The sequence below is a fragment of the Streptomyces sp. NBC_00353 genome (assembly GCF_036108815.1).
Taxonomy (GTDB): Bacteria; Actinomycetota; Actinomycetes; order Streptomycetales; family Streptomycetaceae; genus Streptomyces.
This window is the reverse complement of sequence record NZ_CP107985.1, coordinates 6,347,986-6,365,993: the sequence shown is the minus strand read 5'-3', so window position 1 is coordinate 6,365,993 and position 18,008 is coordinate 6,347,986. Positions and strand designations below refer to the sequence as shown.

The following is an 18,008-nucleotide window of genomic DNA, read 5'->3' as shown; positions in this document are numbered from 1 at the left end:
CATGGGCCCCGTCCCGCCCCGTACCCGTCGCCGCGGCCTCCCGTCTGCTCCGGCACGTACCGTCCGCAAGCTCGGCGAGATCCGACGCGCCCAGCTCATCACTACGTACGGCGTCGGAGCCATGATCGCGGTGGAGAACGAGTCCTTCCTCATCCGCGGCATCGACTCGTGGGACATCTCCGAGGCGCCCTTCATCTCGGAGCCCCGGCTGGCCCGGCAGCTGGGTGTCTCCGGGTTCCGGATGCCACCGGCTCCCGATCCCGACTCGGCACGGGACGGCGTACGAGCGGTGCGCTTCCCGGAGATGTACTCATGCCCTCATTGCCATCAGTTGCAGCCTTTCCGTAAGTTCAACTCGCCAGCCGGACGAGCTGAGTGCTCGACCTGCCAGGAGAGCTTGGTCCCGTCCCGCTTCGTGATCGCTTGCACGCACGGACATCTGGAGGACTTCCCCTACTGGAAATGGGTTCACCGGGGCAACCGGATGGGTTCCGGGATCTGCGGAGGCCAACTGACTTTTCAGGCCGACGGCTCGACCGCATCGCTGCGTGCCGTGCTGATCGGTTGCAGTTGCGGGGTGGAAAAGGTGTCCATGGAGGGGTCGTTCCGACGCCAGGCCCTTCGGGACCTCGGCATCCGGTGCGGTGGTCATAGCCCTTGGCTCAAGGACGCCCCGGTGGAGAGCTGCCAGGAACCACCGCGCACACTCCAGCGAGGTTCGTCTTCAGTCTGGTTCCCTGTCATGTACTCGGCACTGTCCATCCCGCCGTGGAGTCAGGGCATCGCCAAACTCGTCGCACCGTTCTACGACGCTCTCAAGGACGAGGACCCCGCCTCCATCAAGTCGTACGTTCGCATCGTGAAGCTGCTGCGTCACCACCCGAACTACACCGAGGACGATGTGGTCGCCGAGGTCGAGCAGAGGCGTGCGGCCGAAGTCGCCTCTGCGGAAGCGATCGATGGTACGGAGGTCGCAAAGCGCGCCGTCGACTACCGGCGGGAACTGTACGAGGGTGAGTACCGAAGCCTTTCCAAACCACACCCAGAGGTTGCCGAAGAGGAACAGGAGTTCGTCTGCGAGCCCCCCATCACTCCGATCGATGCTCTGCGCTCGTCCCACGGGCTGGCCCAGGTGATGTTGGTCAAGCGGCTGCGCGAGGTACGGGCACTGCAGTCGTTCCGGCGCGTGGAGGAACCGAGTCCGGCCGACTCTCAGCTGCGCCAGGCAGCGATCTCGCTGACAAAGCCGAGTTGGCTTCCGGCTTTCGAAGTGAGCGGTGAGGGCGTGTTCGTTCGCCTCGACCCGGAGCGGCTTCGGAGCTGGGAGGAGCAACCGGAACAGGTCGCTCGCGCCGCCCGGATCCGCGAGAACCACGAGAGGCTGCTGTCAGCACGGGCGGGCGACTCGGACAAGCTGGTTCCTCCTTCACCCGCCACACCCCGCTTCCTCCTTCTGCACGCCTTGGCTCACTCACTGATCAACGAGTGGAGCCTGGACGGCGGCTACCCCGCCGCATCCCTGCGTGAGCGGCTCTACAGCGACGAAGACATGGCGGGCGTGCTGATCTACACGGCCACCAGCGACTCCGCCGGCAGCCTCGGCGGCGTCGTCGCGCAGGGTGAACCGGACCGTCTCGCAGAGACCCTCCGGGCCGCTCTACACAGAGCGAGCTGGTGCTCGAACGACCCCCTGTGCATGGAGTCGGAGACGAGCGGTGCGGACAGCCTGAACATCGCCGCCTGTCACGCCTGCATGTTGCTCCCCGAGACGAGCTGCGAAAACAACAACATCCTGCTCGACCGGGCAGCCTTGGTCGGGACACCGGATGGTCGGGTGCGGGGCTTCTTCACTCGCTGACGCCCAACGCCCAGGCGGCCCGGGGCCGGTAGGCACCCCTGCCGCACTCGTCATCAACGCCTTCGTGGACGGCGCACTGACCGGCAGGGGCGAGTGCCCCCGCCGGTCAGCGGGACGGCCGGGTCAGGCCATGGCGCAGTTGGTGCCGCTGAGGGTGAACGCGGTCGGGGCCGCGCTGGTGGCGCCCTTGGCGGCGGTGAAGCCGACGGTGACCGAGCCGCTGGCGGGGATGGTGGAGGTGTAGGAGGCGGGAGCGACGCTCACGCTGGCGCCGTTCTGGGTGGGGGACCCTCCCCACATGTTGGTGACGGTCTGGCCGTTGGCGAAGGCGAAGGCGAGCGTCCAACCGTTGATGGTGGTGGCGCCGGTGTTGCGGATGGTGATCTCGCCCTGGAAGCCGTCGGGCCACTCGCCGACAACCCGGTAGCCGACGGAGCAGCCCACGCCGGGGGTGCTGCCGCCCTTGTCGGTGGTCACGCTCACCGTGGCCGAGCGGGCCGAACGGTTCCCGGCCGCGTCGCGGGCGTAGACGGCGAAGGTGTACGCCGTTTCGGCGTCGAGGCCGCTCACGGTGGCGGTGTTGGTGGCGGAGGCGGCGACCGTGGTCTCGGAGCCGCCGCTGACGCGGACGATGTCGTAGCCGGTGACGCCGACGTCGTCGGTGGCGGCGGTCCAGGTGAGGGTGACGGAGGTGACGGCCACGGCGGAGGCGGTCGGGGTGCCGGCAGCGGACGGGGCGTGAGTGTCGCCGGGGTTGCCGCCCGCGTAGACGGTGGCCTCCCGCGAGGTCTGGGCGACGCCGTTGACGCCGTTGAAGATGCGCTGACCCCAGGAGCTGAGCCTGCTGGGATCGAAGTCGATCGCCAGGTCGAGGATCGGGTCGGTGTTGCCGCTCCAGGACCATGCCAGGTAGCCGAGCCGGAGCTGCTCGGCGGTGGCCATCATGGTGTCCTCGTCCGGGTCGCCGTACTGGTCGGCGGGACCCCCGAACTCACCGATGAGGATGGGAAGTCCGGCGTCGACGAAGGCATGCAGGTAGTCGGTGACCTTCTGGGCGGTGTTGTAGACGCTGTACATGTGGATCGAGAAGATCAGGTTGCCGGTGGGGTCGGCGTCGTAGACGGACTGGGCGTTGGCGCGCATGACCCCTTGCCAGTCCTGGCCCCAGTTGGGCGCATCCACCATGATCGTGTGCTCGAACCCGGCGTTCCGCAGTTTCTGGACGGCGGCGATCGTGGGCGCGGTCCAGCCCTCGGGGTTGGTGTTGCCCCAGGGCTCGTTGCCGATGTTGATGACGACGTAGCTCTCTTCGCCGGCGAGTACGCCCTGGAGGCCGATCCAGTAGTCGGCGGCGTGGTCGAGCGTGCCGGCCGCGGCGTCCTCGCCGTAGCCGGTGGTGTCGTGCACCTCCAGTACGCAGATGAGCCGGTTGGCCTTGCACTGGGCGACGATGGCGGCCACGTCCGCGGGGCTGTTCTCGCTCCAGCGGTGGCCGTCGGAGAGGACGACGCGGACGGTGTTGGCACCCAACGCCTTGATGTCGGCCAGCGACTGGGTCTCGCCCGGGTACCAGGTGTGGGCGTGGTTGACGCCGCGCATGATGAAGTCGTTGCCGTTGCCTTCGAGTAAGCGGCCGTCACTGATGTGGAGGCCGGTGGCGAGGTCGTCGGCCGACTGTGCGTGGGCGGTGGTCGGGCTGAGGGTGCCGAGAACGACGATCCCGAGGAGGGTGGCCAGTGCGGCCAGTAGGGCGGTGACGGGGCTCTTTCGTGTCGTACTTCTTGTTGTTCTCACTGCGACTCCAGAGGGTGAGCGCCAGAAGAACTGAGCATCAGAAGAAACATGGGAGCGCTCCCATCAAGTCATTACGTCAGGGGCACGTCAAGTCATCGTGCACACTCCGGCCCGTGAATGACCGGTGTGCGGGTGCGAGCCCAACCTGGCGAAGCCCTCGCGCGGGAGGCGGATGTGCTGCGGGCACTCGACGCGTATGGGGAGTACCGGTAGCGTCCCGGGCTCTGCGAGGGGAGGGCCGGATGGGGCGGAGGAGATCCGGCCGGCCGGTGCGGCTGTCGGCGGCGGCCCTGTTGCTGCTGCTCGGCGGCTGCAGGATCGGCACGTCGGACGACGTGCCCCCGCCGCCCCGGGCCGGGGCGTGGAGTATCGACTACGTGGGCCCGCCCGGCCAGGTGCACATGGCGGACCTCGCGGCGGTCTCGGCCACCGAGGCATGGGCGGTCACCGAGCAGCGCGGGGCGGCGGACAGATGGAAGCCGGGCCTGCTGCGGATGCTCGACGGCCGGTGGTCGGCCGTGCAGATCCCCGCCCAGCTGCGGGCACAACCGTGGTTGCGGCTTGCCGCTGCGGGTCCACGCAGTGTGTGGCTCTACCCGGACGCGTGGGGCGGTGTGCCGCCGCAGCAGACCGGCGATGTGCCGAGCGGCCCATGGAAGCGCTGCCCGGCGTTGCGCTGGGACGGCACCCGCTGGCACCAGGTCCCGCTGGACTTCCCCCCGGTGGACCTCGATGTGGTTTCACCCGACGATGCCTGGGCCCTCGACGCCTCGGGCGCCGCTCGGCACTGGGACGGCACCCGATGGCGGACCGTGCCGCTGCCGGCCCGCGGCATCGACGTCGAGGCGCGAACTGCGGACGATGTGTGGGTCGCCGGGGACAAAGCATTCGACGACCGCCCCAAGCAGCCCGCAGCGGTCCACTGGGACGGCAACCGCTGGCAGTTGACCCGCCTGCGCCGCTATCAGGCCCCGTACGACGCGAAGGTGGTCGACAACGGCTCGATCCTCTCGGGCATCCGCGCGGAATCCGCGAGCGATGCCTGGGCCCTCGGGGTGCACTCGGTCGTTGACGGGCGCGATGAGGAACGCGAGGAGCCCCGGGATGCGGCCGAGCGCATCCTGCTGCACTGGAGCGGCACCCGCTGGCAGCCGGTGCCCGGGCCGCCGCGCCCCTTCAGGGACAAGACCTACGGCCAGGCCATCCCCGACGGCACCGGGGGCATGGTGCTCGGCGCCTGGACGTACCGAACCGCGGAGGGCACGTACTTCCGCATCGACGCACCGCCGAACACAGAGGGCTGGCAGGAGACCAGCCTTCCGCCCCTGCAGCGTCGATGGCTGACGATGGTGAAGGCAGACGTCATCCCCGGGACGCACACCATCCTCGCGGCGGCCAATCTTGTCGGCCACCACAGCGCGACGCAGCCGGCCGTCATCCGCCTGACGCCCGACGCGCCCTAGCGTTCTCTTCATGAGCAACCCCAGGTCATGAGCAACCCCAGGACGACGCGGGCCGCGCCACAAGTCGCTCGACGTCTGAGCTCTGCGTGGGGGCGGGCACTGTTACCGCGCCGCCTTCAGTTCCGGCGCCCTCGTTCTCGGCTGTCCGCCAGGGCTCGACTGAGTCACCCCGATCTTCGCGAACCGTTCGCGCCACGGGATGCGATCAGGCTCCGGTGCGGGGGCGCCGTAGAAGGTCGCGCATGCGGTGGCCTGGCGGCACGGGGCGCATTCCGTCTCCTCTCCCAGGGGGCGGAAGACGTGTTCCTCACCGGGTGAGGAGCAGACGACCAGGGCGGCGGGCGACGGGAGTTGAGGCAGCGGGGGCGGGGAAGGGTCCGCGGGGAGCTTCTGGATGAGGCGGTAACGCAGGAAGCCGAACGCCGAGCGCACGCCGCCTTCCGGGCGTTCGGCGAGCAGCGCCTGTCTCAGGTCGGACTCGCTCAGGCCGCGCTCCAGCCACTTGACCGCCTCCACGGCCAGTGCGCGGGCCTCGCGCACTCCCAGGTGTAGTTCGCGACGGGTGTGGCGCAACGAGAGCAGGACCCGTACCGCGCAGGCCAGTTGGTGGGAGTCGGCCGGTCTCGGCGTCGGTTCGGGTTCCGGGTCCGTCGCCGGCCGGACTTCGGAGGGTGGGTGGGGAGTGGTCTTATCACTGTGGTCTTCTACGGGTTTACAGCCACCGACCGTCCGGGGGGCCGGTTCGCCGACCGTCGGAATCTGCGTACTCGGTGGCGGGGTGGTGGGCGGGGCCCCTCGCAGGTGTTCTGCCTGCTCATCCGTCAGAGGGGTGTTCGCGACCAGTTGCTCGGTGATCCAGCGGCCTCGGCCGCCCTGGGTCCGCCATTCGTGTACGTACCCGTGCGCGACCAGTTGTTCCTTCGCCTTCTGGTACGCGCGACCCTTGATGCCCACTTTCCGGGCGAGTTCGCTCAGGGGCCTGCAAGGGGTGTCTTCGGGAAGGCCCTGGACGTACAGGAGGAGGATCTTCGCGTCACTGCTCAGACGCGGATGGCGCACGACATCGTGCGATGCCTTCGTGAAGCGCCGGGACGGGGCGATAGCATGACGCAGCATTTCCGGTGGTTCCTGTCCACTGGTGATGAAGGCCCTCGGATGGTGTTGGCGCACCGCCGGGGGCCGCCCTATGTGCGCGCTTGCACACAGAGCGTGATGATTTCGTCACGGTACCGCACCATCGCCATCTCCCACCATGCGAACGGGACTTCGCGTCACGCCCTCGGTGCGGGTCAGGCGAACCAGAGCGAGCCGTGTCGGTGGTTCGCAGACGGCACGTCCACCATGTCCGCGGCAGTGAGCGCGAGTTGGCCGCCGGCGGTGTTCACCAGGCGCCGGATGATTCCCATCTGCGTGCGGAGGCGTTGTCGGGCCCGGCGTTCCTCCAGGGCGGACCATCGCGCGACCCCGCGGTCGCGGTTGTGGCGGGGGAAGCGGTAGACGTCCACCTGCCGTCGGACAGCGCGGGGCCGGGGCCGGTGGGAATGGTGCGCCGCCTCGGCGAAGCACCGGGCGCTGTAGCGGAGATCCAGGAGGATCACCGAGTGCCACGGGGCACCCGACCGGTCGCCGGTGGTCTTCTTCGTCCGGGAGGGCGGGAGGTGATGAGCGGTGCGTGCCACGGGACTCCGTCGGTAGCGAACCGCCAGGGAATTCCTGGCGGGCTACCTGAAGCCCATGTGGCCTGCTGAACGGATGCTGCTCATGCGGTCCACCCTGGCGGTCTCGTACGCGGTCAGCGTGGGGTCGGGTTCGTCGGCTGCGTCCCGTACCCGGCGAGATGGAGCTTCAGCCTGCACTGGTCTTCGGCCTCGACGAACACCTGCTGCCCCCAGTGGGAGCTGAGGCGGTGCGCTACGTCGATCAGCCGGCGGCGGTCCTCCGGCGAGTACGCGGGGAACCGGACCCAGCCCCGGTCGGCGATTTCGTTGCCGAGCTCGCTGAACAACATCGCCCGCATGCGCCGCTCTTCGTCGTCGGTCAGCGGTGTGGAACCACCTTCCACGGACTGCAACCGGACGTTGTAGAGGTCTCGGATCACTGGTTGCTCGCAGGTCGCTCGGGTCTGTTCCGGAGAGGCTATCCGAACAGGTAGAGGCCGGTGCTGTCATGGGTAGCCGGGTTCGCGCCTACGGCCTCGGAACGCGGCCTGCGCAGCCGACACTCAGAGGGAGGACGGGCCCCGGCTTCGAGGAATTCCGGCCAGTTCTCTCTCGGGCTGTGGCGTGTGATCGTGTCCGCGCTGCCGCCCTGCCGGCGCGGCACCTTCCCGACAGCATCGAAACCGCCCGGGTCCTCGACGCGCCCACCCAGCTCTTCACCCGAACGGCCCCCACGAGCGCGACGAAGCGGGAGGTGACCCACATGGCCGTCGGCAGAACCGATTCGGCTGTTCACTTCCGGGTGACGGAGGCGCGCGCTCCGCAATAACCGCAGGTCACCGGGACAAGTTGAAGCGGAACGTATTCCTCCGTATCTCGCAAGGAGTGCCCTTCATGCGCCTTCGTACCACCGTCGCTGCCGCCCTCGGCGCGCTCGCGCTCGTCGTGACACTGCCGACCTCGGCCAGTGCAACCGTCGGATTCTTCGCCTACAGGTACACCGGTCTCGACGGCACCCCGCAGATTGCCGAGCTGGTCAACCCGCCGAGCGGAGAGTGCGTCACGCTGCCCGAGGTGGCCGACCCCAACTCGTCGAACCCCGCCGACTCTCCCTGGAACTTCACCGCCTCGACCGCCACCGTCTTCACCGGACCCGACTGTGACGGCGACGACTTCTCCCTCCGTCCCTTCGGCGGTCACGCCTCCGAGCGGTTGAAGCTCCGGTCCGTCGTCTTCAGCTGATCCCGGCCCCGGTCCTGATCCTCTACGTCACCGCCGCCCGCCCCGGTACGCGTCGCATCCCGCTCGTACCGGGGCGGGGTCGCGTGCAGGGTCTGTCGGCCTCGGCGGCCGGGGCGTCCCGGTACCCAGCGACGGCGGTGATGCTGCCGGGGTCGTCCAAGACCGATGGAATGGCGGCTCGATCGACGCTCATGGGGAAGCAGGACGTCGCCGAAGGACGTCCGGCTGTTCTCCGGTGGCGCCATTGGGGTGAGCGGATGGAACATGGCAATGCGACGAGGGCCGACGACGGGAGACCGCTCATGGGCACCCATTGGATCGCCGGGGAACACCGCTTCGAGACCACCGCGACGGGCCGGGCCGTACTCGCCGATCCACGGCTCAACCGCGGCACGGCCTTCACCCAGGAGGAACGCGCGACACTGGGCCTGGTGGGCCTGGTGCCGTCGCAGACTCTCACCCAGGACCAGCAGGCGGAGCGCGCCTACGCGCAGTACCGTTCGCAGCCCAGCGACCTCGCCAAGAACGTCTATCTGACCGGTCTGCACGACCGCAACGAGGTGCTGTTCTACCGGCTCGTCGGCGACCACCTCGGCGAGATGCTGCCGATCGTCTACACCCCGACCGTCGGCACCGCGATCGAGCGCTACAGCTACGAGTTCCGCCGCCCGCACGGGATCTATCTCTCCGTGAACGCCCCCGAGGAGATCGAGGGCGCGCTGCGCGGCTCCGGTCTCGGGGCCGGCGATGTCGATCTGATCGTGGCGACCGACGGTGAGGCGATCCTGGGCATCGGCGACTGGGGCGTCGGCGGCATCGACATCTCCGAGGGCAAACTCGCCGTCTACACCGCGGCCGGCGGGGTCGACCCCAACCGCACGCTCGCAGTCATGCTGGACGTCGGCACCAACCGGCAGCAACTGCTGGAGGACCCCCTCTACCTGGGCAACCGCCATCCGCGCGTGGACGAGAAGGCGTACGACGCCTTCATCGATGCGTACGTGACCACCGCGAACCAGCTCTTCCCCGACGCGCTGCTGCACTGGGAGGACTTCGGCACCGCCAACGCCCGCCGCATCCTGGACCACTACCGGGACCGGGTGTTCACCTTCAACGACGACGTCCAGGGCACCGGCGCCGTCAACCTCGCCGCCGTGCTGTCCGCGACGAAGGCCAGCGGCATGGCGATGACCGACCACCGCATCGTCGTCTTCGGCGCCGGAAGCGCCGGCACGGGTATCGCCGACCAGTTCCGCGACGCCCTGGTGGCCGACGGGCTGTCGGAGGAGGAGGCCGACCGCCGCTTCTGGGCTGTGGACCGGTACGGCCTGCTGACCGACGACCAGGACGGCCTGCGCGACGCCCAGATCCGCTACGCCCGTCCGGCGGCCGAGGTGGCCGGCTGGGAACGGGACGCGCAGCACAACGGCGTCGCCCTCGCCGAGGTGGTCCGCCGGGTCCGGCCGACGGTGCTGATCGGCACCTCCGGTCAGGGCGGTGCCTTCACCGAGCAGGTGGTACGGGAGATGGCCGCCCACGCCCGGCGGCCGGTCATCCTGCCGATGTCCAATCCGACGCCGCTGGCCGAGGCCACCCCCGCCGATCTGCTGAAATGGACCGACGGGCAGGCGCTGGTGGCCACCGGCAGCCCCTTCGAACCGGTCGAGTACCGGGGCGTGACGTATCTGATCGGTCAGGCGAACAACGCGCTGATCTTTCCCGGGCTGGGCCTGGGTGCCATCCTCGCCCGCGCCACCCGTGTCACCGACGGCATGCTCGTCGCCGCCGCCCACGCGGTGGCCGGACAGGTCGACGGGAGTACGCCGGGCGCGCCCGTCCTCCCGCTGCCCGACGCGCTGCGCGCGACCTCCGCTGCGGTGGCGGGAGCGGTCGGCCGCGCCGCGGCCCACGACGGCGTCGCCCGCACGGAGGTCGACGACGGCTTCGGCAAGCTGGTGCGGGACGCCATGTGGCAGCCGGTCTACCCGGAGATCAGAGCCATCCGCGACGCCGGAGGATCCTGACCGAGGTCCGCGTGAATGCGCGCCACACCATCAGGCTGCTGCGGTGCGGGGCCTGCTCGTTCTGCCCCGCACCGGCTGAGCCCGGCCCGGCCGCGCCCGAGCAGGCAGGCCGGCCCGTCGAGATCCTCGACCGTGTCACGCTCCTGGCTCAAGGCGGGTCACTGTTTCACCGCGATGATCCTGGTCGGCATGGCATGGCACCCGGTGGCGGTCTGGGCGCCGCTGAGCCGACGTCACATGCGCTCCGGGCGGTGCCCAAGCCGTGCATCGGGCGACAGGCGACACGTCCGGGCCGGTGCGAGACTGAGCCGTGCAGCCCAGGCCACTGGAGGCTTCACCATGTCGAGCAACGAGCCCGCGAACACAGAGCAGGAACCACGGTCCGAAGCGTGGAAGACCGCGCTGACCGTGCTGCAGACGGCCAAGCCGCCGTACGTCCCGGAAGGGGCCGAGGTGATGACCGTTCTCATCGAATTCCCCCCGGGCGATCCGGGCACACCTCCGCACCGGCATTCGGGGCCGGCATTCGGCTACATGCTGGAGGGGGAGATGCTTTTCGAGCTCGAAGGTGAGCCGGAGCGTGTGATCAAGGCCGGGGAAACCTTTTGGGAGCCGGGCGGCGATGTAATCCACTATCAGGACGGAAACAACCGGACGGACTCCCCGAGCCGTTTCCTCGTGACGATGATGTGCGCGCCGGGCCAGCCCATGCTTACCCTGGTCGACGACGAGGAGCTGGCACAGCGTAAGGACCGGCGGGCTCCGCGGCCTGCGTGACCGCGGTCATCCGGGCCGCGAACCGTGAACCGGTTCCCGGACGCCGGCAAATCGGCCGGGATACGGCTGATGACCCACCGCGCGATCGCATCACGGTGAGGAAGAAATCGTCGGCCATTGCCGGAGAGTGAAGCGAAGAAGGGGCACCGGTCCCGATTCCGGATCCGCTGTCAGCGCCCTTTCCCTCCCCAGTGCGCCATCGGGGCTCCAGAGAGCCATCCAGTGGAGCGCGACGAAAGGTGACCCATGAAGTTCGCAGTAATGGGCGGTACCGGCCGGATCGGGTCGCAGGTCGTGAAGAAGCTGAAAGCGGCAGGACACGAGGCCGTGCCGCACTCGCTGTCCACCGGTGTCGACATCATCACCGGCCAAGGCCTGGACGAGGCGGTGGCCGGCGTCGATGTCGTCGTCAACCTGACGAACTCCCCGACCTTCGACGACGCCTCCCCTGCGTTCTTCCAGACCTCGATGGACAACCTCCTGGCCGCCTGCCGCAAGGGCGGGGTGGGCCATGTCGTCATCCTGTCGATCGTCGGCGTGGACCAGGTTCCGGGCCTCGACTACTACCGGGCCAAGGTCCTCCAGGAAAACATCCTCAAGGCCTCGTCGATCCCCTACTCGATCGTCCGCGCCACTCAGTTCATGGAATTCATGGATTCGGTTCTGGCCATGACCACTGAGGGCGACACCGTCCGCCTGCCTCCTACCCCGATCCAGCCGATCGCTGCCCAGGATGTCTCCGACGCTGTCGCCGAAGTCGCTGCCGGCATCCCTCTGAACGGCATCCTGAACGTCGCCGGGCCCGATGTCTTCCCTCTCGACGAACTCGGCCGGATCACCCTGAACGCTCGCCCCGACGGCCGCAGTGTCGTCACCGACGACACCGCCGGCATGTTCGCCGCCGCCCGGGGTGACGTCCTCACCGCCAAGGGCGATGTCCGTATCGCCCCCACCCATTACGCCGACTGGCTCTCCTGAACGACGCGGCTCCGTCAGCGGTAGTCCTCCGGGTGGCCCTGCATCCACGTGTTGATGCGGTCGCGCGTGCCGAACAGCTCTGAGCGGTGCTTCTCCAGGTTCTCCGTGGAGGTGTCGCCCTTCAGCGTCCTGTCCAGGGTGGTCATCCAGGCCACGGGCTCCTTGAAGTGCCCCGGGTCCTTCGGATACGCCTTCATCGACGCCTCCAGGCCCGCCAGTTCGTCGTGGACCCGGCCCAGGACGTAGGCGCAGTTGCCCGTGCCCGGGGTGCAGGTGTCGTTCAGGGTCGCCTGCAGGGTGGCGAACGCATCGCGGACCTGCGCGGGCCTGCTCGCGGGCTTGTCGGAGGACATACGGGCGGCGTCCTCCGCATCGGCCGACGCCTGGGCGTCCGCTTCCGCCTGCGCCTGCGCCGCCCGGGACGCGGCCGCCGCATTCGCCGACGGCGCCACGTACGGAACGTCGCCACCGGGCCCGTCCGACGTCTCGACGCTGCTGCAGCCCATCAGGCACGCGCCCAGCAGCACGGTCAGCCCGGCGGCGGCACGCATGCGGGTACGGGCACGGGTGGTACGCCGGGAACGGATGGTACGGACAGACATGAGGCCCCCCTCGTCGATTGGCCCAGACCATACCGCCATGGTCGGCCCTCCGCCCCCGGCGGCCTCAGCCCGTGATCAGGGTCTGGAGCGCCGGCGCGTACAGATCGGCGAGGTGTTCGGGGGTGGCAAGTGAACCCGCGCCCTCGCGGTGCAGGCTCAGTGTGGCGCCGAGGCCGAGAAGGTGACCGGCGATCAGCTCGGCGCGCAGGGTGCGTTCACGGCCGGGGAGGCGGGCGATCAGCGCCTCGGTGACCTGCTCGTGGAAGCGGTCGCGCAGCAAGGAGCGTTCGTCCTGGTTGCCCAGGGAGAACACGACGCGCAGGAGCGGGTCCGACTTCAGCTCGCGCCTGCGGCGTACGAGAGTCACCACCATGTGGCGGCCCAGCATGTCGAGCGGGGCGTCGAAGAGTTCCTCGGCGGCCGGGCCGAAGTCGGCGACGGTGTTGAAGAGTTCTTCCTTGCGGCCGAAGTGCTTCACGACCAGGGAGGGGCTGACTCCGGCGTCTGCGGCGATCCCCCGGATGGTCACTTCGGCGTACGGGCGCTGGGTGAACGCCCGCCGCGCCGCGCGCAGGATCGCGTCCCGGCCCGTGCCCTGGTCGGCGGGGACCGGGGACGGCGAAGGGGCCGGAACGGCGGCCCGGCTGCCGGTCATGCGCCCTCCTCGATCGGGATCGTCCGCGCACCGCCCTTGCGGTCGTTGCGGTTCTCTCCGACCGTACCTGCCTCAGGTGTACGGCTGCCGGGCAGGAACAGCGTGACCGTCAGCGCCAGCAGTGCCGCGCCCGCCGCGATCAGGAAGACGACCTGGTAGGCGTGGAGCGTCGGGGCCGTCCGGCCGCCGGCCCGGAACGTGATGTTGGCGAGGACCGCCGCCACCGTCGCACTGCAGAAGGCCTGTCCGATCGACCTCATCAACGTGTTGAGGCCGTTGGCCGCACCCGTCTCGCTGACCGGGACCCCGCGCATCACCAGGGCGGGCAGCGCCGAGTACGCGATGGCCGTGCCCGAGGCGACGACCGTCGCACCGGCGATGATCAGCCACAGGCTGTGGCTGGTGAAGTACCGCACCACATAGCCGACGGCGATGATCCCCGCCGCCAGCGCCAGGCTGACCTTCGGCCCGTACTTCGCCGAGATCCGGGCCGACACCGGCGAGAGCGCCACCATCGCCACACCGCCCGGCAGCAGGCAGAGCCCGCTGACGACGAGCGAGGCACCGAGCCCGTAGCCCGTCACCTTCGGTTCCTGCACCATCTGCGCGGTGACCAGCGAGTTCGCGTAGAAGGCGAAGCCGATCAGCAGGGCGGCGACGTTGGTGAGCAGGACGGCCGGGCGGGCCGAGACCCGCAGGTCGACCATGGGCGTCGGCACGCGGAGCTCGTACGCGCCCCAGAGCAGCGTCACCACCACGGCCGCGACGAGCAGGCCGACCGTGCGCGTCGACGTCCAGCCCCAGTCGGCGCCCTGCGTCACCGCGAGCAGCAGGCAGACCAGGGCCGCGGACAGACCCAGCGCGCCGACGGCGTCGAACCGGCCGCGGGTGCGCAGCGGGGACTCCGGTACGCAGCAGAGCACCAGCACGATGTCGACGATGCCGATCGCACCCGACACCCAGAACATGGTGTGCCAGTCGAAGTTCTCGACGACGAGCGCCGCGACCGGCAGACCGACGGCCGCACCGATGCCGAGCGTCGAACTCATCAGGGCGACCGCGGAGAGGACCCGCTCGGGCGGGAGTTCGTCGCGCAGGATGCTGATGCCCAGCGGTACGACGGCGAGCGCGGCGCCCTGGAGGGCGCGGCCGGTGATGAGTACGCCGATGTGGGAGCTGACGGCGCACAGCACCGAGCCCATCACGAGGACCGCGAGCGATGCGACCAGCACCCGCCGCTTGCCGTACATGTCGCCGACCCGGCCCAGGACGGGCGTGAAGACGGCGCCGGTGAGGAGGGTGACGGTGACCAGCCAGCTCGCGGCGGTGGGGGTCGCGCCGGTGAGGGCCGGGATGTGCGGGAGAAGCGGGACGACGATCGTCTGCATGACCGCGACCACGACGCCGCAGAACGCGAGGACGCCCACGGCGAAGCGGGGGTGGTGCGGGGTCCGGGTCTGCCCGGTTGCCCCGTCGGGGGCGGATATGTCCGCGGACATGCATTCTCCGTACGGTGCTCGGCGGTGGTGCCGGTGGCGGCACCCTGAGGGGGGTGTACATGCGTTCACCCTCTAGGTAAACGCATGTACACCCCCTCCGGCAACCTGAGGTCCGCCCGCCGCGTTAGCCTCGGAAGCCGAGAAGAGCCGGACAGCGAGAAGAACCGGCCGGCGAGAAGACGAAGGTGGCGGCTATGGCGAAAGTTCCGGCAGCGGCAGTGGCGGCGAGCGGACTGGTCGGCGGGTACGCGATCGCACGTTGGACCAAGAAGCGGCCGCTGGGCGGCGTCGCGCTGGCCGCCGCGGGGTCCGTCGCCGCGTACGAGTGGAACCGGCAGGCCGGACCCCGTGCGGCCACCGCTCTGACCACGGCGTACGTCGCCGCGTTCGCCGGATCGCACCCGCTGGCCAAGAAGCTCGGCGCCTGGCCGGCCGTCTTCACCGTGGCGGGCACGGTCGCCGCCGCGTCATGGGCGGTCACCCGCCGCGCCGCCTGAGAAATTTCTCCCGCGAGGCCCACGGAACACTGAACGCGAGAGCGGTGGGGCGCGTATTCAAGAGCACTCCCCCGCGTAAGCCGGGTGCGTACCCGTACGACAGGCCGGGTACGCACCCGGAACCCTCACAGGGGCGTCGTTACGCGCCGAACGCCCGCGACACCGTATAGATCAGCAGCCCCGCCAGCGCACCCACCACCGTGCCGTTGATTCGGATGAACTGCAGGTCACGGCCGATGTGCGCCTCGATCTTCTTCGACGTCTGATCCGCGTCCCAGCTCGCGACCGTGTCACTGATCAGCGACGTGATCTCCGTTCGGTACGTCGTGACGACATACACCGCCGCGTCCTCCAGCCAGCCCTCCAGCTTCGCCTGGAGCCGGCCGTCCGTCGCCAGCCGCGCCCCCAGCGACATCAGCGAGGCGCGCGCCCGCAGCCGCAGCTCGCTGCGCTCGTCCTCAGCAGCCGTGATGATCATCGTGCGGACGGACGACCAGGCCGATGCGATGACGTCCTGGACCTCGCGGCGCCCCAGGATCTCCGACTTCAGCCGCTCCACCCGCGCCCGGGTGTCCGAGTCGGTCTGGAGGTCGGCGGCGAAGTCCGTCAGGAACGTGTCGATCGAGTAGCGCGCCGGATGCTCCGGCATGTCCCGCATCTCGGTCACGAAACGCAGCAGCTCCTTGTAGACCCGCTCCCCCACCCGCTTGTCGACGAACCGGGGCGTCCAGCCCGGCGCCCCGCCCTGCACCGCATCCATCACCGAGTCGCCGTGCAGGATCAGCCAGTCGTGCGCGCGTACGCAGATCAGGTCCACGACCCTGCGGTGGCCGCCGTCCGCGACGATCGTCTCCAGCATCTTGCCGAGACCGGGGCCGACCTCCACCGCGTTCGCCCGCCGGGTGATCGCCTCACCGACCACGGCCTGTACGTCGGAGTCGCGCAGGACGGTCAGCGCACCGCGCAGCGCGGTCGCCAGCTCGGCGGTCACCCGGTCGGCGTGGTCCGGCTCCGCCAGCCAGGCTCCGAGCCGGCCGCCGATGCCGAGAGCGTGTATCCGGCCGCGTACGACATCGCCGGAAAGAAAATTTTCCCCTACGAAGGAACCCAATGAGGCTCCGAGCTGGTCCTTCTTGGTAGGGATGATGGCGGTGTGCGGGATCGGCAGGCCGAGCGGACGTTTGAACAGCGCCGTGACGGCGAACCAGTCGGCCAGCGCACCCACCATCCCCGCCTCGGCGGCCGCGGCGACGAAGCCCGGCCAGCCGCCCACACCCGCGTTCTTCGCCCAGGTGGCAAGGACGTACACGAGCGCGACAAGCAGGAGGAGGCCGGTGGCCGTGGTTTTCATACGGCGTACGCCACGCCGCTTCTCCTCGTCGGCGGCCGTGTACGCGAAGGAGGCGAGGGGGGAGTGGTGTACGGGAGCGGAGGCTGCCGTGCCGGAGCTCCCGTCCGCGCCGCCCAGCGCCCGTGCGGGCTCGGCCGGTCCCCCGCCCGGCTCGTCCGACCTGGTCCGCTCGATCCGTTCCATCCGCTCCACCCGTCCGCGTACACGTACGCATCGCCCCCGGTGCCCCGTACGCATTGTCCTTACCTGACCTACTCCCGGGCCGCATGTCGAGTTCCCCCGCGCCCTGCTTCATCATGAGATCAGCCCGCACCACCACGAGGAGACACTCCGCCCATGCCCAGGCGCCACGGACCCGCCCTGCTCACAGCCCTCGTGGCGGGCACCGCCGCGCTCGCCGCGATCGTGGCGTTCGCCGGATCCGCACTGTTCTCCGGTGGCGGGTCCAAGCAGGTCGGCACGGAGTCGGTGGCCCGTACGCCCGCTGCGCCGGCCCACTCCACCGGTGTCTGGATCGGCACCTGGGCCGGGGCTCCGACGGCCGGTGTGGCGGACACGCACACCGATGACGACCTGACCCGGCGCACCATCCGTAACGTCGTGCACACCAGCATCGGCGGCGACGCGGCCCGCATCACCCTCTCCAACCTCTTCGGTACGCGTCCGCTGCTCGTCGATCAGGCCACGGTGAACACCCGGCCCGTCTCCTTCCGCAGCGCCCCGTCCGTCACGATCCCGGCGGGCGGACAGGTCGTCAGCGACCCGGTCGTCGTCCCTGTCGCCCCCGACGCCGATCTCGTCGTCACCCTGCGCACGCCCACCGCCGACGGTCCCGTCACCATCCACCCGAACAGCCACCAGACCTCGTACGTGGCGGACGGACACGGCACGTGGCGCAGCAACCTGTGGCGCTACCTCACCGCCGTGGACGTCCGCAACAAGGCTGCCGCGGGGGCGATCGTCGCCATCGGTGACTCGCTGACCGCGGGCACCGGCTCGACCCTCGACGCCAACAGCCGCTGGCCCGACGTCCTCGCCGACCGGCTTCGCGGCCGGTACGCGGTGGTCAACCAGGGCATCGCCGGCAACCGCATCCTGCGCGACGGGCAGGGCTACGGGCAGATATACGGGCAGCGGGCGAGCGCCCGCTTCGACCGGGATGTGCTGGGCGTCGCCGATGTGAAGACCGTCATCATCGCGCTCGGCGTCAACGACGTGCAGCAGTTCCCGCAGGAGCGGGACCCGCAGCGGATCGCGGACGCGCTCAGGGCCATGACGGAGCGCGCCCACGACCGCGGACTGCACGTCGTCGGGGCCACACTGATGCCGTTCGAGGGTTCCCTCGCCTGGACGCCCGCCCGGGACGCCGTACGGAATCAGGTCAACGCGCTGATCCGGGCGGGCGGCATCTTCGACGAGGTCGTCGACTTCGACCGGGTGGTACGCGACCCGTACCGGCCGAGCCGGCTCCTCCCGGAGTTCGACTGCGGCGACCATCTGCATCTCAACGACAACGGATATCTGCGACTGGGACACCAGGTGAATCTGCGGACCCTGCACCGGAGCAGGCCGGCGTCCGACCAGCTCTGACCGGAGCGATGGGTCCGGTG

The 18,008-nt window shown here is 69.7% G+C and carries 16 protein-coding genes; 8 read left to right on the top strand and 8 right to left on the bottom strand.

What is annotated here, in order from left to right:
* Window position 1 precedes the first annotated feature (1 nt).
* Window positions 2–1,858 carry a DUF1998 domain-containing protein gene (locus OHA88_RS28765; RefSeq protein ID WP_328627625.1) on the top strand — a complete coding sequence of 619 codons (1,857 nt, stop codon included), beginning with the start codon at window positions 2–4 and terminating at the stop codon, window positions 1,856–1,858.
* A 123-nt stretch (window positions 1,859–1,981) separates the two neighbouring features.
* Here OHA88_RS28765 and OHA88_RS28760 read toward each other — a convergent pair whose 3' ends face one another.
* Complete coding sequence (locus tag OHA88_RS28760) at window positions 1,982–3,652, bottom strand: cellulase family glycosylhydrolase (RefSeq protein ID WP_328627624.1); 1,671 nt, start codon at window positions 3,650–3,652, stop codon at window positions 1,982–1,984.
* Between the two features lie 242 nt (window positions 3,653–3,894).
* On the opposite strand from OHA88_RS28760, the gene OHA88_RS28755 reads away from it, so the two are divergent.
* Entirely contained in the window at window positions 3,895–5,115 is a 1,221-nt protein-coding gene (locus OHA88_RS28755) for a hypothetical protein (RefSeq protein WP_328627623.1), read from the top strand.
* 102 nt (window positions 5,116–5,217) lie between these two features.
* On the opposite strand, the gene OHA88_RS28750 is transcribed toward OHA88_RS28755, so the two are convergent.
* The 3 genes from OHA88_RS28750 to OHA88_RS28740 form a co-directional block, all read right to left on the bottom strand.
* Window positions 5,218–6,231 carry a hypothetical protein gene (locus OHA88_RS28750; RefSeq protein ID WP_328627622.1) on the bottom strand — a complete coding sequence of 338 codons (1,014 nt, stop codon included), beginning with the start codon at window positions 6,229–6,231 and terminating at the stop codon, window positions 5,218–5,220.
* A gap of 173 nt (window positions 6,232–6,404) precedes the next feature.
* Window positions 6,405–6,794 carry a hypothetical protein gene (locus OHA88_RS28745; protein ID WP_328627621.1) on the bottom strand — a complete coding sequence of 130 codons (390 nt, stop codon included), beginning with the start codon at window positions 6,792–6,794 and terminating at the stop codon, window positions 6,405–6,407.
* A gap of 113 nt (window positions 6,795–6,907) precedes the next feature.
* A complete protein-coding gene (locus OHA88_RS28740) occupies window positions 6,908–7,177 on the bottom strand; it encodes a hypothetical protein (RefSeq protein WP_328629821.1) in 270 nt (89 codons plus the stop codon).
* A 490-nt stretch (window positions 7,178–7,667) separates the two neighbouring features.
* On the opposite strand from OHA88_RS28740, the gene OHA88_RS28735 reads away from it, so the two are divergent.
* The 4 genes from OHA88_RS28735 to OHA88_RS28720 all read left to right on the top strand — a co-directional run bounded on the left by OHA88_RS28735 (window position 7,668) and on the right by OHA88_RS28720 (window position 11,794).
* The gene (locus OHA88_RS28735) at window positions 7,668–8,015 is read left to right on the top strand and encodes a hypothetical protein (protein ID WP_328627620.1); all 348 of its coding nucleotides are present in this window, start codon (window positions 7,668–7,670) and stop codon (window positions 8,013–8,015) included.
* 302 nt (window positions 8,016–8,317) lie between these two features.
* Complete coding sequence (locus tag OHA88_RS28730) at window positions 8,318–10,039, top strand: NAD-dependent malic enzyme (RefSeq protein ID WP_328627619.1); 1,722 nt, start codon at window positions 8,318–8,320, stop codon at window positions 10,037–10,039.
* 339 nt (window positions 10,040–10,378) lie between these two features.
* Window positions 10,379–10,816, top strand: a complete 438-nt coding sequence (locus OHA88_RS28725; protein WP_328627618.1) for a cupin domain-containing protein — start codon at window positions 10,379–10,381, stop codon at window positions 10,814–10,816.
* A gap of 246 nt (window positions 10,817–11,062) precedes the next feature.
* Complete coding sequence (locus OHA88_RS28720) at window positions 11,063–11,794, top strand: SDR family oxidoreductase (RefSeq protein ID WP_328627617.1); 732 nt, start codon at window positions 11,063–11,065, stop codon at window positions 11,792–11,794.
* A gap of 14 nt (window positions 11,795–11,808) precedes the next feature.
* Here the strand turns inward: OHA88_RS28720 and OHA88_RS28715 are convergent, their stop codons facing one another.
* The 3 genes from OHA88_RS28715 to OHA88_RS28705 all read right to left on the bottom strand — a co-directional run bounded on the left by OHA88_RS28715 (window position 11,809) and on the right by OHA88_RS28705 (window position 14,550).
* Window positions 11,809–12,396: a hypothetical protein gene (locus tag OHA88_RS28715; protein WP_328627616.1), complete on the bottom strand. Its 588-nt coding sequence runs from the start codon at window positions 12,394–12,396 to the stop codon at window positions 11,809–11,811.
* A 64-nt stretch (window positions 12,397–12,460) separates the two neighbouring features.
* On the bottom strand, window positions 12,461–13,051 hold the full coding sequence (locus OHA88_RS28710; protein ID WP_267004963.1) for a TetR/AcrR family transcriptional regulator: 591 nt from the start codon (window positions 13,049–13,051) through the stop codon (window positions 12,461–12,463).
* Window positions 13,048–14,550 carry an MFS transporter gene (locus tag OHA88_RS28705; RefSeq protein WP_328627615.1) on the bottom strand — a complete coding sequence of 501 codons (1,503 nt, stop codon included), beginning with the start codon at window positions 14,548–14,550 and terminating at the stop codon, window positions 13,048–13,050. The genes OHA88_RS28710 and OHA88_RS28705 overlap by 4 nt, the downstream gene beginning before the upstream one ends.
* Window positions 14,551–14,744: 194 nt before the next feature.
* Here OHA88_RS28705 and OHA88_RS28700 point away from each other — a divergent pair, with 194 nt between their 5' ends.
* Window positions 14,745–15,047, top strand: coding sequence for a hypothetical protein (locus OHA88_RS28700; protein WP_267004961.1), 303 nt, complete (start codon window positions 14,745–14,747; stop codon window positions 15,045–15,047).
* A 139-nt stretch (window positions 15,048–15,186) separates the two neighbouring features.
* Here the strand turns inward: OHA88_RS28700 and OHA88_RS28695 are convergent, their stop codons facing one another.
* Complete coding sequence (locus tag OHA88_RS28695; protein ID WP_443044302.1) at window positions 15,187–16,581, bottom strand: DUF445 domain-containing protein; 1,395 nt, start codon at window positions 16,579–16,581, stop codon at window positions 15,187–15,189.
* 153 nt (window positions 16,582–16,734) lie between these two features.
* On the opposite strand from OHA88_RS28695, the gene OHA88_RS28690 reads away from it, so the two are divergent.
* The gene (locus OHA88_RS28690; protein WP_328627613.1) at window positions 16,735–17,988 is read left to right on the top strand and encodes an SGNH/GDSL hydrolase family protein; all 1,254 of its coding nucleotides are present in this window, start codon (window positions 16,735–16,737) and stop codon (window positions 17,986–17,988) included.
* Window positions 17,989–18,008: the final 20 nt, after the last annotated feature.

Excerpts from the sequence above, each read along its gene's own strand:
- OHA88_RS28730 (WP_328627619.1), top strand. The coding sequence starts at position 8,318 with ATGGGCACCCATTGGATCGCCGGGGAACACCGCTTCGAGACCACCGCG.
- OHA88_RS28750 (WP_328627622.1), bottom strand. The coding sequence starts at position 6,231 with ATGCTGCGTCATGCTATCGCCCCGTCCCGGCGCTTCACGAAGGCATCG.
- OHA88_RS28720 (WP_328627617.1), top strand. The coding sequence starts at position 11,063 with ATGAAGTTCGCAGTAATGGGCGGTACCGGCCGGATCGGGTCGCAGGTC.
- OHA88_RS28735 (WP_328627620.1), top strand. The coding sequence starts at position 7,668 with ATGCGCCTTCGTACCACCGTCGCTGCCGCCCTCGGCGCGCTCGCGCTC.
- OHA88_RS28690 (WP_328627613.1), top strand. The coding sequence starts at position 16,735 with ATGCCCAGGCGCCACGGACCCGCCCTGCTCACAGCCCTCGTGGCGGGC.
- OHA88_RS28700 (WP_267004961.1), top strand. The coding sequence starts at position 14,745 with ATGGCGAAAGTTCCGGCAGCGGCAGTGGCGGCGAGCGGACTGGTCGGC.
- OHA88_RS28725 (WP_328627618.1), top strand. The coding sequence starts at position 10,379 with ATGTCGAGCAACGAGCCCGCGAACACAGAGCAGGAACCACGGTCCGAA.
- OHA88_RS28710 (WP_267004963.1), bottom strand. The coding sequence starts at position 13,051 with ATGACCGGCAGCCGGGCCGCCGTTCCGGCCCCTTCGCCGTCCCCGGTC.
- OHA88_RS28755 (WP_328627623.1), top strand. The coding sequence starts at position 3,895 with ATGGGGCGGAGGAGATCCGGCCGGCCGGTGCGGCTGTCGGCGGCGGCC.
- OHA88_RS28705 (WP_328627615.1), bottom strand. The coding sequence starts at position 14,550 with ATGTCCGCGGACATATCCGCCCCCGACGGGGCAACCGGGCAGACCCGG.
- OHA88_RS28765 (WP_328627625.1), top strand. The coding sequence starts at position 2 with ATGGGCCCCGTCCCGCCCCGTACCCGTCGCCGCGGCCTCCCGTCTGCT.
- OHA88_RS28695 (WP_443044302.1), bottom strand. The coding sequence starts at position 16,581 with ATGGAACGGATCGAGCGGACCAGGTCGGACGAGCCGGGCGGGGGACCG.
- OHA88_RS28715 (WP_328627616.1), bottom strand. The coding sequence starts at position 12,396 with ATGTCTGTCCGTACCATCCGTTCCCGGCGTACCACCCGTGCCCGTACC.